The organism is Rhodovulum sp. MB263 (assembly GCF_002073975.1).
Taxonomy (GTDB): domain Bacteria; phylum Pseudomonadota; class Alphaproteobacteria; order Rhodobacterales; family Rhodobacteraceae; genus Rhodovulum.
The window spans coordinates 1,649,465-1,663,714 of the sequence record NZ_CP020384.1 but is presented as its reverse complement, the minus strand read 5'-3'; the positions used below and the strand labels follow the sequence as shown (position 1 = coordinate 1,663,714).

Sequence of the window (14,250 nt, the reverse complement as noted above, 5' to 3'; positions counted from 1 at the left end):
CACTTCATGTTTCGGGCCAACATCAAAGCGCAATTGGCTGATCGGAAAGGGCTCATACACCAAGTTCACGCCGCAGGAAGCCGGGATCGGCGCGCAACCCTGCGGCATCGGCCTCGGCCCTGACCGCGCCGTTCTCGAGGATCACCACCCGGTCGGCAACCGATTGCACCGCCTCGAGCCTCTGTTCCACCAGCAGGATCGCCACGCCCGCCGCGCGCAGCGCAACCACCCTGTCGCGCAGCAGCGCGATCATCGAGGGCTGCAGCCCCTCGGTCGGCTCGTCGAGCAAGAGCACCCGGGGCTCGAGGCAAAGCGCGCGGGCGGTGGCCAGCATCTGCTGCTCGCCGCCCGACAGGGTTCCGGCGCGCTGGCCCATCCGGTCGGCCAGCCGCGGGAACATCTCCAGCACATGGTCCAGAACCTCCGGCGGGCTCCGGCGGCACATCAGCCCGATCTCGAGATTCTGCGCCACCGTCAGTTCCGAGAACAGCCGTCGCCCCTGCGGGATATAGCCGATCCCCCGGCGCGGCACCTCATGGGCGGGCAGACGGCCGATATCCTCGCCCGCCAGCAGCATCTGGCCGCCCGTGAGCGGCAAAAGCCCCATGATCGCCTTCATCGCTGTGGTCTTGCCCGCGCCGTTGCGGCCCAGAAGGCAGGTGATCTCGCCCGGCCTGACCGTCAGGCTGAGCCCGTGCAGCACCCGGACCGGACCGTAGCCCGCCGCGATAGCCCTCACCTCAAGCATCGGTCGCGGTTCCCAGATAGGCGGCCTGCACCCTCGCATCGGCCCGGATCGCGGCGGGCGGCCCCTCGGCCAGCACCCGACCGGCATCGAGCACGGTGATGCGGTCGGCCAGCTCCATCACGACGCCCATGTTATGCTCGATCAGCAGGATCGCGGTCTCGCCCGCGAGATCCCGGACCAGCGCCTTGAAGGCCGCGATCTCGGTCTCGGCAAGCCCCTGGGTCGGTTCGTCGAGGATCAGCAGTCGCGGCGCCTGCGCCAGCCCCATGGCGAGTTCCAGAAGGCGCTGATGGCCATAGCTCAGATCGCCCGCCGCGCTGTCGTCGCGGCCGGTCAGCCCGACCCGGTCGAGCGTCCGGGCGATCTCGCGCGCGACGGCAGCGCGGTCGCGCCCGAACCTGCGGCGGGCGGCCAGCGCGACATTCTCGGCGACCGGGAGCCGGGCGAAGACCGAGGTGATCTGGAAGGTATAGGCCAGCCCAAGCCGCACCCGGGCATGGGCGGGCAGCCGGGTGATGTCCTGCCCGTCGAAGAGGATACGCCCCGACGACGGCGCGACCCGGCCGATCAGCATCGACACGAAGGTGGTCTTGCCCGCGCCGTTCGGCCCGATCAGCGCCCGGACCTCGCCGGGGCCGAGATCGAGATCGACCTCATGGACGGCGCGCAACCCGCCGAAGCTGCGCGACAGCGCCCGGGTCGACAGCAGCACGCTCATGGCAGGCCCCGCCACCAGCGGCGCCGGATCTCGCCCGCCAGCCCCTGCGGCGCGAACAGCGTCAGAGCCACCAGCGCGACGCCCGCGACCAGCATGTAGGCCGGCGTGACCCCCGAGGACAGATCGATCAGGTAGAACATGAAGAGCGTGCCGAGAAACGGCCCGATCACGGTGCCCGCGCCGCCCAGGAGCACCCAGAGGAGCGGAAAGATCGAATATTGCACCTCGGCGAAGCTGGCCCCGGCATAGCCGAAAAGAAGCCCGTAGGCCGCGCCCGCCGCGCCCGAAACCGTGCCCGACAGCACCACCGCCCCCAGCTTGTGGCGGAAGGTGTCATAGCCCAGAAGTGCGGCCCGGTCCTCGTTCTCGCGGATCGCGACCAGCACCCGCCCCATCGGCTGGCGCATCAGCCAGAGCGTGCCGAAGAGCGCCGCCGAGAACAGCGCCAGCGCCGCCAGATAGCGGGCCTGGGGGGTGGTCAGGTCGAGCCCCAGCAGCACCCGCCCGGCCTGCGGGATCACCACGCCCTCGTCGCCCCGGGTCCAGCGCCCGGCCAGCAGGATCGTCAGCCAGCCCGCCTGCGAGAACATCAGCGTCACGATCATGAAGGCCACACCCGTCGTGCGCAGCGCCAGAAGTCCGACGCCCAGCGCCAGAAGCGCCGCCGCACCCAGCCCCGCAAGGAAGGCAGGCCCCGCGCCGAGCCCGAGATAGGTCATCGGCATCGCAAGCCCGTACATGCCCGCGGCAAAGAACATCGCATGGCCGAGGCTCAGCAGCCCGGTATAGCCGAAGAGGATATTGTAGCCCATCGCATAGGTCGCCAGAACCATCACCCGGGCGATGTTGCCATGGCTGTAGGCGGGCAGAACGAAGTTCAGCGCGAACAACAAGGCGACCAGCCCCAGATGCAGCCCGATGATGCGCCCGCCCCTCATCGCGCGGCCTTGCCCATCAGGCCTTCGGGCCGGAATACCAGCACCAGCGCCACCAGCAGCGTGGCGAGGATCTTCGCCAGCGTCGGCGAGAAGAAAACCGAGACGATACCGTCCGACAGCCCGATCAGCAGCGCCGCGATCACCGTGCCGCCGAGACTGCCGAGCCCGCCGATGATGACCACGATGAAGGACAGCAGAAGCGCCTCGCCCCCCATCAGGTAATGCGCCTGCTGGATCGGCACGATCAGCACGCCCGCAAGCGCCGCGAGTGCAGCGCCGAGGCCGAAGACCCCGGCATAGACCCGGCCGACGGGAATGCCGAAGGCCTGCGCGGTCTCGCCGTCAAGCTGGGTCGCGCGCATCACGAGGCCGATCCGGGTCCGGCTCATCAGCGCCCAGAGCCCGGCCAGCACCGCCGCCGCGGCCGCCATCACGAACAGCTTGTAGGAGGTGATCGACAACCCCCAGGGCCAGATCAGGCCGGGCCCGTCCGGGCCGAATTCGACCCAGGGCAGCGCCAGCCGGGTATTGAAGGGCGGCGCGACCGGCCGGGCCTCGGGACCGTAGGTCATGAGCGCGGCCTGCTGCAGGATGTAGAGCAGCCCGATGGTGGCGACGATGGTCCGCTCGGGGTCGTAGCCCACCCTCTTGAGCACCGTCAGATCGGCCGCGACCGCCAGCGCCCCGGCGATGAGCGGCGCCAGCACAAGCGCCGCGACAAAGCCCCAGGCCCCGCCGCCCAGAGCCGAGGACACCGCCCAGGCCAGCACCGCGCCCAGCATGAAGAACTGGCCATGGGCGACATTGACGACGCGCATCACCCCGAAGACGAGGCTGAGCCCCGAGGCCATCAAGGCCAGCACGGCGGCGGTGACCGCCCCTTCCAGCACGGCAAGCATCAGATGTGGACCGAATTCCATACGGGCTCCGGGGAGAAGGCAGGGAAGAACCGGGCGCGGCGGACGCGCCCGGAGGCGGGACTAGAGGGATTGGGTGGTGTAGTCGACCTCGTCGGGATAGAAGCCCGCCTCGATCGGGGTCTCTTCCAGCACGGTCAGCCGCCCGTTCTCGACCTTCGAGATATATTGCGGCCCGAAGACCTGGTGGGTCTTGCCGTTGAACAGCTTGGCGCCCTGCGGATGAGCGTTCGACAGCGGCATCTCGGTCATCGCCTCGACCGCCTCGACCAGTGCTGCGCGGTCGTCGGGGCCGCGATAGCCGCAGGCCTCCATCCCGGCCTTGATGACGTAAAGCGTCTCCCAGCAGCCGAACATATGGGCATAGGCCGAGACATCGCGGGGATCGGCGGCCAGCGCCCCATTCTCGTCAAGGCCGATGGCCTCGCGGTAATGGCGGTCATACTCGGTCTGGCCGGGCTGCACGTAGCGCGGCATGCCCTCCCAGAAATAGGTGCCTTCGAGGAATTCGAGCCCCGGGCTTTGCAGATCGACCGCCTCGAGACTGTCGATGAAGCCGAAGATCTCGGGCCGCGACGGGCCGAAGAACTCGCCCATCTCCTTGACGAAGGTCAGGACCGACGGGCCGACCATGACATGGTAGATCACCTCGGTCTCGCGCGGGATCTTCGGGAAATACTTGGTGAAGGAGGTCTCGCTGGGCGGGATCGCCAGCTTCGCCACCACTTCGCCGCCCTGGGCCTCGATCGCCTGGGTGAAGAAATCGCGATGGTCATGGCCGAAGGCGTAATCGGGGAAGATCATCGTGACCTTGCGCCCGAGTTTCTCGCGCACGAAGGGCGCCATCGCCAGCACCTGGCTTTTGACATCGGTGATGCCGGGCTGCAGCGTCCAGCGATTGAGCGCCCCCGACGCAAGGTGATGGCCCTCGGAGACCACGAAATAAGGCAGCTTCAGCTCGCCCGCGCGGGGCGCCGAACTCATCACCACATGGCTGAAGAGCGTGCCATAGCCGACATCGCAGCGATGCTGGGTGGCGAATTTCTCGACCACCTCGGCGCCGCGCTTGGGATCGGTGCCATCATCCTCGGTGACCAGCTCGACCGGGCGCCCGTTGATGCCGCCCGCCTCGTTGATCAGCCGCAGCGCGGCCTCGGTGGTGCGGTTGTACCAGCGCCCATAGGCGGCACCGATACCGGTCGCATGCATCTGAAAGCCGATCCGGATCGGCGCGGCGCTCTGGGCCTCGGCATAGCGCGCCCAGAGCGGCAGGCTGGCGCCCCCCGCAGCGGCGGCGAGGGTCTTCAGAGCGCTCCGGCGCGCCGGGCTTTGCGGCGGCTCGTCGGTCTTGGCACCGGATGAGATCTCGGTATGGGTCACGGTCTTGGACAGGATCTTGGACGCGGGCATCGCAGGTTCCATCTGGACAAACAGTCAAAGGGTCACTTTGGTGACGCAGCGGGAGTTTGTCCACGTCTTTGCGACAATTCGCCCGTCTCCGCCACCGCTCCTCCCTGAATTCGCGCAAGGCGAAGGCCCGGCCTCGCGACGCCCCAGCCCCGAGCGTATGGGCGCGCGCAAAAAGAGTGCCTCCGGGATGCGGATGGGTCATTGCGTCCCGCGCGGGGCCACGCTAAAAGGCGCCCCGAAGCACCCGTAGCTCAGCTGGATAGAGCGCTGCCCTCCGAAGGCAGAGGCCAGAGGTTCGAATCCTCTCGGGTGCGCCATCTCACTTTTCTCCAACTGAAACGCCTCTAACGCCTTGAACGGTAAGGCTATTTTTGGGGTTCGAAGTCCTTTGTCGCGGCAGTACGCGACACGCTCAGAAAATGCCAATCTGAGCACCATTCTCTTGACCGCCAATTCTCCGGAAACCCATATTTTCCAAGGGCTTGCGAGGAATGACAGGGCGAGTTCGAACAAATCCTCGAAGGTATGCTTCGGCTTGCCGATGTTTTCGATGGATTCGACCAGCCTGATCTTCTCGCGCTCCAGCTTGGCGATGCGCGCCTCATAGGCCTTCACTACCTTGTCGTTGCCGCTTTCGACGATGCGATCCAGCAGCCCATCGATCTGCTTTTCGATCTTCGTCACTTGCAGGCGAGCGTCATGCGCCCGCATTTGTGCCTGCTCTGTTCGCTGCCCCCAGGCATCCTTGAACATCGCCCGCACGAGGTCGAAGAGCCCCTCAGACGGCTGGATATCCTGAAGTAGCGTTTCGAAGTCCCCTTCGAGCTGGTCGCGCCGGATCGACTTCCTGTAGCTCGCGCAACCCTTGGTCGGGCACAGGTAGTACGGATGCTTCTTGCCCGTCTTGCTCGTCGACCAGCAGGCCGACAGAGGCTTGCCGCAATCGGCGCAGAGGATGAATCCCCGCAACGGAAAGTCCGCATTGATGTCCTTGCGCGCGGGCGCTTTCGCCCCCTTCTCCAGCCGATCCTGAATCTTCAGATAGGTCTCATAGGAGATATGCCAATACCATCACCAAGAGCGAGGAACAGGATGACGGCAGCGAGGAAGAACGCTCCATCCCCTTCATGAAGGGCTATAGCGTGTTCAATGTCGAGCAGATCGAAGGCTTGAAGGTCTTGAAGGATGACAAGCGGGCGATCTTCTCCGCCGCCGCCCATGCCCAGCGTGCCGCCGATTATCTGCATGGGCTTCAGCCCGTCATCGACGAAGAAGACAGCAAGCAAGGGGTTGCCGCGTAAGCGGCAGCCTTTCCCCTGGTCAGAGAAAATTTGCGTCCGCCTCCGGCGGACGCACCTCCCTTCGGGTTGAACAGGAAAGGTTTTTTGCGGCCTGCGCCGATGGCTTGGCCGGTTATCTGGCCGCTTCAGCAGCGGAACGTTGCGCGTTCCAAGCCATCACTTCAAGTTTTGTCTGTAAGTTGTTCTAAACGTTTGTAAATCTCGCCCTGAACTGATGTCGCGATCTCTTCTGGAAAGCCGTTCGGGAGGGCGTCGACCGTCGCCGCGATGGCTGCCACGGTGGTCGCTCTGATTTCGGCGAAGACGTCGTCGATGGCTTGGCGCGAGAGCCCTGCTTGCAGGCCGGTTTCGCGGAAATGCCGCCCTACGATGTCCATGACCCTGTAGTGACGCGACTTGCCCAGGCGCATCGCTAGCCTGAAATCCTTACGCTGAATCTCTCCGGCATCGAATGTCGGCTGCACCGTCATCACGTCATAGAATGGCGTCAGGCGGAACCGCCCGCCGGGCAGCAACCCGATGCTGAAATTCTTGGCATGGCCATCGGTCGCGCCAATCAGCCAGAACAGGATATTGGCCTTGAAGAAGTCCAGCCGATCCTGTGTCGGCTCGTCACTTCCGCGCAGTATGTCCATGATGTCGACAATGCCGGGACCGCCTTCATTCTGATATTTTTGCGGCGAGGGCACCGAAAGCGCCTGACACATATCCTCTTGCGGCAGACGGATAAGGCGACCGTCCTTCGTCCAGAGCCGGTCGAAACGTTCGACGACGAGGGCTTTGCGCGCGCCTAATGTCGCGATTTCGGCCTCTGCCGCACGGAGGCCGAAGCCCTGTATCAGCTTCAGGCAGAAATACTCGTTCTCGACGCTGTTCGACAAATCCATGCCGTTGGGCAGGCGTCCGATCTGCGGCTTGATAATATGTGTCGTCGGCGTTGTGCCCGAGGGCTCGATCCACTGGCCGTCATGGAACAACAAGGCCGTCTTTTCCTGAGCGCCCGCCACCGATATCCGGAAATCCCTTTCCTTGCGGATGCCAAGCGGCGTCCTGTCCAGATCGTTCAGGATCGCCTCGATTTGCGTCTCATCGACCGGTTCGCCCGTCAGCCTGTCCTGTGGCTGGGGCTCTTCGCCATCGGGCAGAAACTGCAATGCCCCGACACAGTCGCGGCCGATTTCAGAGAGGAGGCTGAAGGCATCCGTGCCCGCTGCGCCGACCCGTTCCGCCACGCGGCGGCGGATCGTCGGGTTGTCGGGCAGCAAGTTGTCGAAGACGGGGATGGCTTCACCACCGAGAAAGCGGTCTTCCCGCAAGGGCAGGGAGAGAGAGATCGGCATCCGATGCTCCCACTCCAGCCACGAGCGGTCATAGGCAAAGCTGATCGCCCCCGACTTCTCGCGCAGGAGCTGTCCGACGAGTCGCGTGTTCAGGAAGACGTTCAACGGTGCAAAGCTGCGGCGGCGACCCATCTAAAAGATGTCCTCCAGGCCGCTTTGCGACCCCTTGCTTCTTGGCTGCACCTGGATTTCGAGGTCGAGCGCGGCGAACAGATCGAAGAGCGTTTCCAGCTTGGTGCTGGCGACGCCATTCTCGATCTTGGAGATGGTCTCCTGCCAGACCCCGCTTTTGGCAGCGAGGTCTTTTTGTGTGAAGCCCTTTGCCTTCCGTGCTTCACGGATGGCGTGGCCGATGTCTTTGGGGGTGCGTGCTAACTGCTTCATGTCTCGCCTCTTTCTGTCAGTATGACGCAAAAATCATAACTTGTCAATATGGCGCGCAAGTCATAAGTCGTCATTATGATGTTTGCATCATAAATCGCTGCTATGGCCTTCGCATCATGAACCAGCGAGGGAATGCCCCGTCAGAGCGACGGGGCGGGGACGGCGCGGCGGCGATTGCGCACGCGCGTGATGTTTTCGAGGGACGCCAGGATATTGCGCCGCTCGGGCGTGCCGGTGGCAGTCAGCATCAGCAGGCGTTCAAGCGCGGCGAAAAGCTCATCCAGTTGGTCGTCGGTAAGCTGCTCCAGCTCGTATATGGTGAAGAATGCGATCATCGTGATCCTCCTGTTCTTGGGTTGTCGAGCCCGAACCATTCGGGGCTTCGTTGAACAGGACGACCGGCATCTTCGTGCATGAGAGGGACACCTTCGGGCGCAACCTATGTGGAGCAGGCCTGCCCTTGTCCCGCCCTCTCAGGCCGCATGTGCCAGACCTGAATTTCTCAGAAGCCCCCTAATGCGTGATCGGCAAGCCGACGCCAGGCCTCGGAGATCTATGACCGCCGCAAGCGGATGGCCCGGGCGGGAGGGGCGAGCTGATGGCCTTTCCACCGAAGAGCGTTCGGGTCGCCGCCTTCACCCTGACCCGGATCACCAGCAGCCTGCGGGTGCAGAGCCCCTACAGCTTTGCGCAGACCGCCTATGACTTCATGGGCGGCATGTGGGCGGCCGAGCTGACCCTGACCCATGTCTCGGCGGCCGAGAATGCCGCGACCGAAGCCTGGCTGGCGGGCCTGAACGGGATGGCGGGGACCTTCGAGCTCGACATGGCGGCGATGGACCATGACGGCCCGCACGGGACGATCTCGGCCGATCCTGTCGTCGCGGTCGCGGCCAATGCCCGGGCGCAGGCGCTGGTGCTGCAGCTCGCCAGGGCGGGCGACCGGGCGCTGCCGGGCGATTACCTGACCCTCGGCCGACATCTGCATATCATCACCGCGACTGAGGCCCCCACCCCCGCCTTCCGGCAGAGCGTCACGCTCTGGCCGCGGCTGCGCCGCCCCGTCGCCCCGGGCGATCCGGTGGCGATGCGCGCGCCCTTCGGCACATGGGCACTGGCCGGACCCGAGACCAGCTACAGCAGCAGCCAGTCCCGGATCAGGACACGCATATTGCAAATCAGAGAGGCGCTGTGATCCCGGGCTCAGCCGATGATCTCGCGCCGCGCCAGATCGGCCAGGAAGGCCGAGCGGGTCAGCCCGCGCGCCTTCGCCGTCTGGTCGATGGCTGCCAGCAGCCCCGCATCCATGGTGATATTCGCCTTGGCGGTCCGCCCGCTCAGGCGGAAGAACGGCACCGCCAGAAGGAAGGCCCCCGCCTCGAGGTCGCGGGCCACGTCGCTGTCGGCGCGAACGGCATCGAGGCTGCGCGCCTCGGGCAGGACCTCGTCCTCGAGATGAAGCGCGAGCGCCTCGCTGGCATTGGACAGAAGATCGTCGAGCGCATCGGCGGCCGAGAAGCAGCCGGGCACGTCGGGGAAATGGATGCCGAAGGCGCTGTCGTCTTCCTGGTGCACGACGCCGATGTAGTGACGCATGGGGCTCTCCCTTCGGTTACAGCCAGCCGGCCTGTTTGTAGATGTTGCGGACCGTGCCGATGGGCAGGTCCTTCTTCGGGTGGGGGATCGTCACGATCCTGTCGCCCTTGCGAAACTTGGGGTGCGACCCGGTGACCTTCACCAGCTCGAAGCCGTCTTGCTCGAGACGCTTGACGATCTTGCGGCTGTTGGTCTCGAGCATATCCACCCTCCCCTGTCATGCGCACATAAATACACCCTGATGCCGGTTCGCACAAGGGATTAGGCGCATATTAATACGCATAGAGACCTTTTAATGGACGCGAGCGGAAACCAGATCCTCGGCCTGCTGGTGCGCTGCCGCTTCGACAGCGGCGAGGTGAACATGTTCACCGGCTATGGCGAGGTCGAGTGGGAGGGCGTGCCGGCGACATCTGGGTGCGCTCCTACAACAGGGACCATTATGGCTGGAGCCCCTATATCTGCATCAACAGAAGCCTGACGGACGCCCAGGCCCGGGACGACGGCAGCCCTGAGCCCGGACTGGTCAGCGGCGCGGTGCTCGGCGCCTGGCGGGATGCGGTCTGCCTCGGCCACGGGCAGCGCTGGACCGATGTGAAGGCCGTCCGCGCGGCAGGCGTCACCTACCAGAACAGCACGGAGCGCCCGATCCTGGTCAGCATCGGGGTCGGCGGCGGCGCGGCGGCGGGGTTCATCTATGTCTCGGCCGACAACCGGAGCTTCGTGCGCATCAGCGCCATCGCCGCCAGCGGCGCCCCCAGCTGCGCCAGCTTCATCGTCCCGCCGGGGCATTACTACCAGATCTCCAACTGGAGCGGCACGATCTGGTCGGAGCTGGTCTGATGGAACAGGGCTTCTACCACCCCGAGCGCGGCTACTGGCAGACCATCGGCACCCCCTCGGCCGCGATCCTCGCCACCTATCCCGAGGGCACCATCGACGTGCCGCTCCGGCCCGGCCCCGACCACGCGCTGGTCGACGGCGCCTGGGTGCCGGTCGAGCCGGACCCGGCCGGACAGCTGGCCGCCTGGCGCGACAGCGCCACGCTGACCCGGCTCGACCTGGCCTCGGCCCTCATCGCGGCCGGGATCCTGACCCAGGGCGAGGCCGAGGATCTCGCGGCCGGGCGGATGCCCGGGGCCCTGGCCGCCCTGGCCGACCCCCTGCCCGAAGCCGAGCGCTCCGCGGTGCGGCTTCGCCTCGTGGGCCTTGCCGGGTTCGCCCGCGCGGACCCGATGTGGGACGCGCTCCTGGGGCCGGAGCGGGCCGATGCGGTGTTCGGCCGGCAGGACGGGGAGTGAGGCCGTGATCGAGACCACCGAAAGCGCGCTGCGCACGGCGCTGGCCATCCTCGGGGCGATCCTGCTGGTCTGGATCCGCACCGACGGGCTGGCGGTGATCGTCCGCATGGGCATCACCCTGGCCTCGGCCGCCATCGGCTATGCCGCCGGGCCCGAGATCGCGCTCTGGATGGGCACGCCCGAGCGGCTCACCATCGTCGGCGTCACCGTGCTCGGCCCGCTGGCGCTGGAAACCGCCGCCGCCACGCTGCTCTGGCTCAAGCGCGATCCGCGCCAGCTGGCCGAGGCCCTGCGTCTCTGGCGGGGCGGCAAATGAGCCTGCCCCTCTACTGCGCCATCACCGCCGCGATCTGGATCGCGCTGATCGCCTGGCCCTGAGGTCCGGGCCGTCCCCAACCCCACAGGAGTTTCCCCCATGCACCTCGTGCCTCACTGGCGCGCGCTGATCCGGCGTGCCTGGTCGATCCGTCTCACCCTGCTCGCGGGCCTGCTGTCAGGGCTCGAGGCGGGGCTCTCGCTGGCCTCGCCCGATGCGCTGGGGATCCCGCGCGGGTTCTTCGCCGGGCTCTCGGCGCTGGTCACCGCGGCCGCCTTCGCCGCCCGGCTGATCGCCCAGAGGATGGAGTGAGCCCATGCGCAGGATCCTGAAGCGCGGCGCCGCCGCCACCGCCCTCGCGCTGAGCTTCGTCGGCGGCAATGAGGGCCTGAAGACAGAGGCTTACCTCGACATCGTCGGCGTGCCGACCGTCTGTTTCGGCGAGACGCGCGGTGTGGCGCTCGGCGACAGCTACACGCCCGCCGAATGCCGGGCGATGTTCGCCGGGAGGCTCGCCGGGTTCGAGGCCGGGCTCGACCGGCTGATCGCGGCTCCCGTCGAGGCCCGCATCCCCGACCGGAGCTATGTCGCGATCCTCGATTGGGCCTATAACGTGGGCCTCGGCGCGGCCGGGCGCTCGACGCTCATTCGCAAGCTCAACGCGGGCGATCTGCGCGGCGCCTGCGACGAGCTTCCGCGCTGGCGTTTTGCGGGCGGCAAGGGCGTGCGCGGCCTCGCAATCCGCCGCAACAAGGCGCGCCAGCTCTGCCATGAGGGGCTCGACGGGGTGCCGGCCGATGCCCCGTTCCGCTGATCGGGCGCATGAGGGCGCTTCTCGTGCTGGTGCTTCTGCTGGCAGGCTGCGGCGGGCTGCCGGTGCCGCTCGGGCCCCGGATCGCCGCCAATGTCCAGGCCGGGGCCGAGAACGTGCAAGGGCAGAAGGTCGAGAACGCCCCCAGCATCGTGCGCCCCCGCGCCCGCGAAATCCGCCAGGAGCAATCCGAGAACCGCCTCCGCGCCGACCGCGTCGAGACCGTCATCGTCAATGTCATCCCGCCCTGGATCGTCCTGGTCGCGCTGATCGGATGGATCGCCCCCTCGCCCGGCGAGATCGCGCGGCGGATCAGAGAGGCGGTCAGGCGGCGGCGTTAACGAAAAACACAACCATAAGGCGAGTATATGGAGGATAATTCAACTAACTGTTAGCAGTTTATTCCTATCCACAGAATTGGACAGGCAAGAGCCCACTAAACTTATCAAAGAACTGAAATCAAATCATTAGACCCCTGCTGGACCTGACACCAGTGGGGGTCGCCCCCTTGCCTGAGGCGCCGCTGCGAGCCGCCTCCCCATTTGCCTCATGGATCAGAGTTCCCCCGCTTCCGGGCGGGGGCAAGGCGGTGTTGGAGCACCGCCTCACCACGCAGCCTGCGTCAACAGCTGCTGCGCCGACACCCACGAGGGAATCTGTCGCCCGGCTCTCGCGAGCCCGAGCCGCGTCATTCCGCGCTGCAGCCAAATCGACAAGTTCCCACTCTCATGCACAATCCGGCGCGGCATGAGCGAGCGGTTTCGAAACCAGCCTGCCACACCCTCAGGATCGGCAGGGCAAGCCCCGCGCGCGATCGTCTTGCCATCACGATCCACAACACAGATCGAAATCTCTTTCAGCGAAACGCCCAAACCCGCATAGTTTTCCATAGGTCGTTCTCCTCACGGCATTTATCCACGCGGCCAACATACCGGACCTCGTTCGCCCCCGGAGAGCGACCGCCGCAACCACACCATGTCTTATGCGGACCGTACTCCTTCGGCGCATCCCGCCAGCGTAAGCCATTGCGATTGATGAATATTATCCCGCTCAAAACCCGCTGATCATCGACACGATGGGCGGCCATGACTCTTCGGGAGTTTGGAGGATCAGAAAACAGTCCGGGGGACTGTTTTCCCGACAAACGGCTGGAGCCATGCCATCTGCTCGTCGCTCAGCCAGAAAAGATTGCTCATCACGCCCCCCTATAGGTGGAGAGCGTGAATCACGCCGCCAGTGGCGGCGCAAGCCGATTAATGGGTCCTGAGCCTGACGAACCAAGCTTCAGGATTCTCTAACTGATTTCTTCATGCCGATACTTGCAATAAGCCCAATCCTTGCCAATAAGTTTTGCAAGCGACAGGATGAATGGAAATCATAGGCCGCAATTACAGATGAGGTCGCCAGAGCAGCGCCTTGTGGGCGAATGCCCCGCAGCACAGGTGAATGCGGCGCAAAGCTCAGCATTCACCAACCGAGATGCCGCGTGGCCCGGCCACGAGGGACATGACACACGGTGGCACAATTCAGGCCAAGGAAACAGCCAAGGGTCCGGTCGTGACGTTGACGAGGTCATAGCTAAATTTGACGGAACCCGATTTTGGATCGACCAGTTCAACCTTCGAATTCGAATAATATCCGATCTCCAGATTCTCGGTCGATTTAACGGAATTGGAAATCCCGCCCGCCGACATTACATTGCCCACTGGGAGCCCATAGAAGTGATGGCCATTGAAGGTAGGGTTATAGTTCACCGCGACCGAACCGATCAGGTAAGCGTCGTAGCTGATGCGCACCTTCATGACCCCGCGACTGGCCGTCAGGCGCGCTATTATGGCTTGACCGGGCGCGAGTTCCACGGACACACCCGCTGTCGAGCCTACAGTAGTGGTAGTGCTGTGGCTGCCCCCGACTCCCCAAGATTGAGAATAGGAGAGCGTTGTTTTCGACTCTGCCCCTGTTCCGAGAAAACCCACTTTCACCTTGATTTCCTCGCTGACGGACAGAGTGCCCCCCGTGCTCCAGCTCGAGGTGGCGCTGTTCGAAACCTCATCCGAAATGCCGACGTTAAAGGTTCCCGTGACTTGCGAATTGTTCTCGAAGGTCTGCTCCTTGACGATCACTGGTTGCGACGTAATTCCCAAAATTTCGGAGCGGACAGGCACCAGCACGGTCTGCACCTGCGGCCACGAATATGACTGATAAAGGTCGTTCCACGGGGTTGGGGAGCGCACATAAGCGTCGTTTGGCTTCTTGCCAAAATATTTCTCGACAGCTGTCTTAAGCGCGGCGTCGCCAATTTTAAAGGTTGTCCTTTCCTCGTCTGTGATGACGTGCTGAATGGATCCGGTGGCGGTTACCGACGACGTGTGTTCGTCCGGGCCCGCGTTAATGGTGACATCGATTCCCATTTTGCTCCCAATCATTGCTGAGTTGAAAAATAGATTCCTTCCAAAGCTCTACTGGTTAA

At 64.8% G+C, this 14,250-nt stretch carries 21 protein-coding genes, 1 tRNA gene and 2 pseudogenes; 10 read left to right on the top strand and 14 right to left on the bottom strand.

What is annotated here, in order from left to right; genetic code table 11:
• Nucleotides 1–52: 52 nt before the first annotated feature.
• The 5 genes from B5V46_RS07900 to B5V46_RS07880 are packed head-to-tail and all read right to left on the bottom strand — an operon-like array spanning nucleotide 53 to nucleotide 4,731.
• Nucleotides 53–748: an ABC transporter ATP-binding protein gene (locus B5V46_RS07900; RefSeq protein WP_080616089.1), complete on the bottom strand. Its 696-nt coding sequence runs from the start codon at nucleotides 746–748 to the stop codon at nucleotides 53–55.
• Nucleotides 741–1,466, bottom strand: a complete 726-nt coding sequence (locus B5V46_RS07895) for an ABC transporter ATP-binding protein (protein ID WP_196774373.1) — start codon at nucleotides 1,464–1,466, stop codon at nucleotides 741–743. Before B5V46_RS07895 ends, B5V46_RS07900 begins: the two co-directional genes overlap by 8 nt.
• Entirely contained in the window at nucleotides 1,463–2,404 is a 942-nt protein-coding gene (locus B5V46_RS07890; RefSeq protein ID WP_080616088.1) for a branched-chain amino acid ABC transporter permease, read from the bottom strand. Before B5V46_RS07890 ends, B5V46_RS07895 begins: the two co-directional genes overlap by 4 nt.
• Nucleotides 2,401–3,324 carry a branched-chain amino acid ABC transporter permease gene (locus B5V46_RS07885; protein WP_080616087.1) on the bottom strand — a complete coding sequence of 308 codons (924 nt, stop codon included), beginning with the start codon at nucleotides 3,322–3,324 and terminating at the stop codon, nucleotides 2,401–2,403. The genes B5V46_RS07890 and B5V46_RS07885 overlap by 4 nt, the downstream gene beginning before the upstream one ends.
• Nucleotides 3,325–3,384: 60 nt before the next feature.
• Nucleotides 3,385–4,731 (bottom strand): ABC transporter substrate-binding protein, encoded by a 1,347-nt coding sequence (locus B5V46_RS07880; RefSeq protein ID WP_080616086.1) that lies wholly within the window; start codon nucleotides 4,729–4,731, stop codon nucleotides 3,385–3,387.
• Between the two features lie 240 nt (nucleotides 4,732–4,971).
• Here B5V46_RS07880 and B5V46_RS07875 point away from each other — a divergent pair.
• Nucleotides 4,972–5,048, top strand: a tRNA-Arg gene (locus B5V46_RS07875).
• A gap of 208 nt (nucleotides 5,049–5,256) precedes the next feature.
• Nucleotides 5,257–5,535: a hypothetical protein gene (locus B5V46_RS20215; RefSeq protein WP_080616085.1), complete on the top strand. Its 279-nt coding sequence runs from the start codon at nucleotides 5,257–5,259 to the stop codon at nucleotides 5,533–5,535.
• Nucleotides 5,536–5,544: 9 nt separating this feature from the next.
• Here B5V46_RS20215 and B5V46_RS20815 read toward each other — a convergent pair.
• A pseudogene (locus tag B5V46_RS20815) lies at nucleotides 5,545–5,700 on the bottom strand (zinc ribbon domain-containing protein); the annotation flags it as partial.
• 158 nt (nucleotides 5,701–5,858) lie between these two features.
• Here B5V46_RS20815 and B5V46_RS20205 point away from each other — a divergent pair.
• The gene (locus B5V46_RS20205; RefSeq protein ID WP_231119264.1) at nucleotides 5,859–6,032 is read left to right on the top strand and encodes a hypothetical protein; all 174 of its coding nucleotides are present in this window, start codon (nucleotides 5,859–5,861) and stop codon (nucleotides 6,030–6,032) included.
• 161 nt (nucleotides 6,033–6,193) lie between these two features.
• Here the strand turns inward: B5V46_RS20205 and B5V46_RS07860 are convergent, their stop codons facing one another.
• The 3 genes from B5V46_RS07860 to B5V46_RS07850 form a co-directional block, all read right to left on the bottom strand.
• Nucleotides 6,194–7,504: a type II toxin-antitoxin system HipA family toxin gene (locus tag B5V46_RS07860; protein ID WP_080616084.1), complete on the bottom strand. Its 1,311-nt coding sequence runs from the start codon at nucleotides 7,502–7,504 to the stop codon at nucleotides 6,194–6,196.
• On the bottom strand, nucleotides 7,505–7,756 hold the full coding sequence (locus tag B5V46_RS07855) for a helix-turn-helix domain-containing protein (RefSeq protein ID WP_080616083.1): 252 nt from the start codon (nucleotides 7,754–7,756) through the stop codon (nucleotides 7,505–7,507).
• A gap of 140 nt (nucleotides 7,757–7,896) precedes the next feature.
• Nucleotides 7,897–8,091: a hypothetical protein gene (locus B5V46_RS07850; protein WP_080616082.1), complete on the bottom strand. Its 195-nt coding sequence runs from the start codon at nucleotides 8,089–8,091 to the stop codon at nucleotides 7,897–7,899.
• 263 nt (nucleotides 8,092–8,354) lie between these two features.
• Between B5V46_RS07850 and B5V46_RS07845 the strand changes: the two genes are divergently transcribed.
• Nucleotides 8,355–8,951 carry a hypothetical protein gene (locus B5V46_RS07845; RefSeq protein WP_080616081.1) on the top strand — a complete coding sequence of 199 codons (597 nt, stop codon included), beginning with the start codon at nucleotides 8,355–8,357 and terminating at the stop codon, nucleotides 8,949–8,951.
• Between the two features lie 8 nt (nucleotides 8,952–8,959).
• On the opposite strand, the gene B5V46_RS07840 is transcribed toward B5V46_RS07845, so the two are convergent.
• Together B5V46_RS07840 and B5V46_RS07835 are read right to left on the bottom strand one after the other, a co-directional pair.
• Nucleotides 8,960–9,352 carry a type II toxin-antitoxin system HicB family antitoxin gene (locus tag B5V46_RS07840; RefSeq protein ID WP_080616080.1) on the bottom strand — a complete coding sequence of 131 codons (393 nt, stop codon included), beginning with the start codon at nucleotides 9,350–9,352 and terminating at the stop codon, nucleotides 8,960–8,962.
• Between the two features lie 16 nt (nucleotides 9,353–9,368).
• Nucleotides 9,369–9,554 (bottom strand): type II toxin-antitoxin system HicA family toxin, encoded by a 186-nt coding sequence (locus tag B5V46_RS07835; protein WP_080616079.1) that lies wholly within the window; start codon nucleotides 9,552–9,554, stop codon nucleotides 9,369–9,371.
• Nucleotides 9,555–9,742: 188 nt separating this feature from the next.
• Here B5V46_RS07835 and B5V46_RS07830 point away from each other — a divergent pair, with 188 nt between their 5' ends.
• From B5V46_RS07830 to B5V46_RS07805, 6 genes are all read left to right on the top strand, one after another.
• Nucleotides 9,743–10,195, top strand: coding sequence for a hypothetical protein (locus B5V46_RS07830; protein WP_080616078.1), 453 nt, complete (start codon nucleotides 9,743–9,745; stop codon nucleotides 10,193–10,195).
• The gene (locus B5V46_RS07825; RefSeq protein WP_080616077.1) at nucleotides 10,195–10,653 is read left to right on the top strand and encodes a hypothetical protein; all 459 of its coding nucleotides are present in this window, start codon (nucleotides 10,195–10,197) and stop codon (nucleotides 10,651–10,653) included. The genes B5V46_RS07830 and B5V46_RS07825 overlap by 1 nt, the downstream gene beginning before the upstream one ends.
• Nucleotides 10,654–10,657: 4 nt before the next feature.
• Nucleotides 10,658–10,969, top strand: coding sequence for a hypothetical protein (locus B5V46_RS07820; protein WP_080616076.1), 312 nt, complete (start codon nucleotides 10,658–10,660; stop codon nucleotides 10,967–10,969).
• Nucleotides 10,970–11,068: 99 nt separating this feature from the next.
• Nucleotides 11,069–11,281, top strand: a complete 213-nt coding sequence (locus B5V46_RS07815; RefSeq protein ID WP_080616075.1) for a hypothetical protein — start codon at nucleotides 11,069–11,071, stop codon at nucleotides 11,279–11,281.
• A gap of 4 nt (nucleotides 11,282–11,285) precedes the next feature.
• The gene (locus B5V46_RS07810) at nucleotides 11,286–11,783 is read left to right on the top strand and encodes a lysozyme (protein WP_080616074.1); all 498 of its coding nucleotides are present in this window, start codon (nucleotides 11,286–11,288) and stop codon (nucleotides 11,781–11,783) included.
• A gap of 8 nt (nucleotides 11,784–11,791) precedes the next feature.
• Nucleotides 11,792–12,121, top strand: a complete 330-nt coding sequence (locus B5V46_RS07805) for a bacteriophage spanin2 family protein (RefSeq protein WP_080616073.1) — start codon at nucleotides 11,792–11,794, stop codon at nucleotides 12,119–12,121.
• Between the two features lie 264 nt (nucleotides 12,122–12,385).
• On the opposite strand, the gene B5V46_RS07800 is transcribed toward B5V46_RS07805, so the two are convergent.
• The 3 genes and pseudogenes from B5V46_RS07800 to B5V46_RS07790 form a co-directional block, all read right to left on the bottom strand.
• Nucleotides 12,386–12,670 (bottom strand): hypothetical protein, encoded by a 285-nt coding sequence (locus B5V46_RS07800; RefSeq protein WP_231119263.1) that lies wholly within the window; start codon nucleotides 12,668–12,670, stop codon nucleotides 12,386–12,388.
• An 86-nt stretch (nucleotides 12,671–12,756) separates the two neighbouring features.
• Nucleotides 12,757–12,976, bottom strand: a pseudogene (locus B5V46_RS19710) (transposase); the annotation flags it as partial.
• Between the two features lie 330 nt (nucleotides 12,977–13,306).
• On the bottom strand, nucleotides 13,307–14,191 hold the full coding sequence (locus tag B5V46_RS07790; RefSeq protein WP_080617988.1) for a follicular epithelium yolk protein subunit: 885 nt from the start codon (nucleotides 14,189–14,191) through the stop codon (nucleotides 13,307–13,309).
• Nucleotides 14,192–14,250 lie beyond the last annotated feature (59 nt).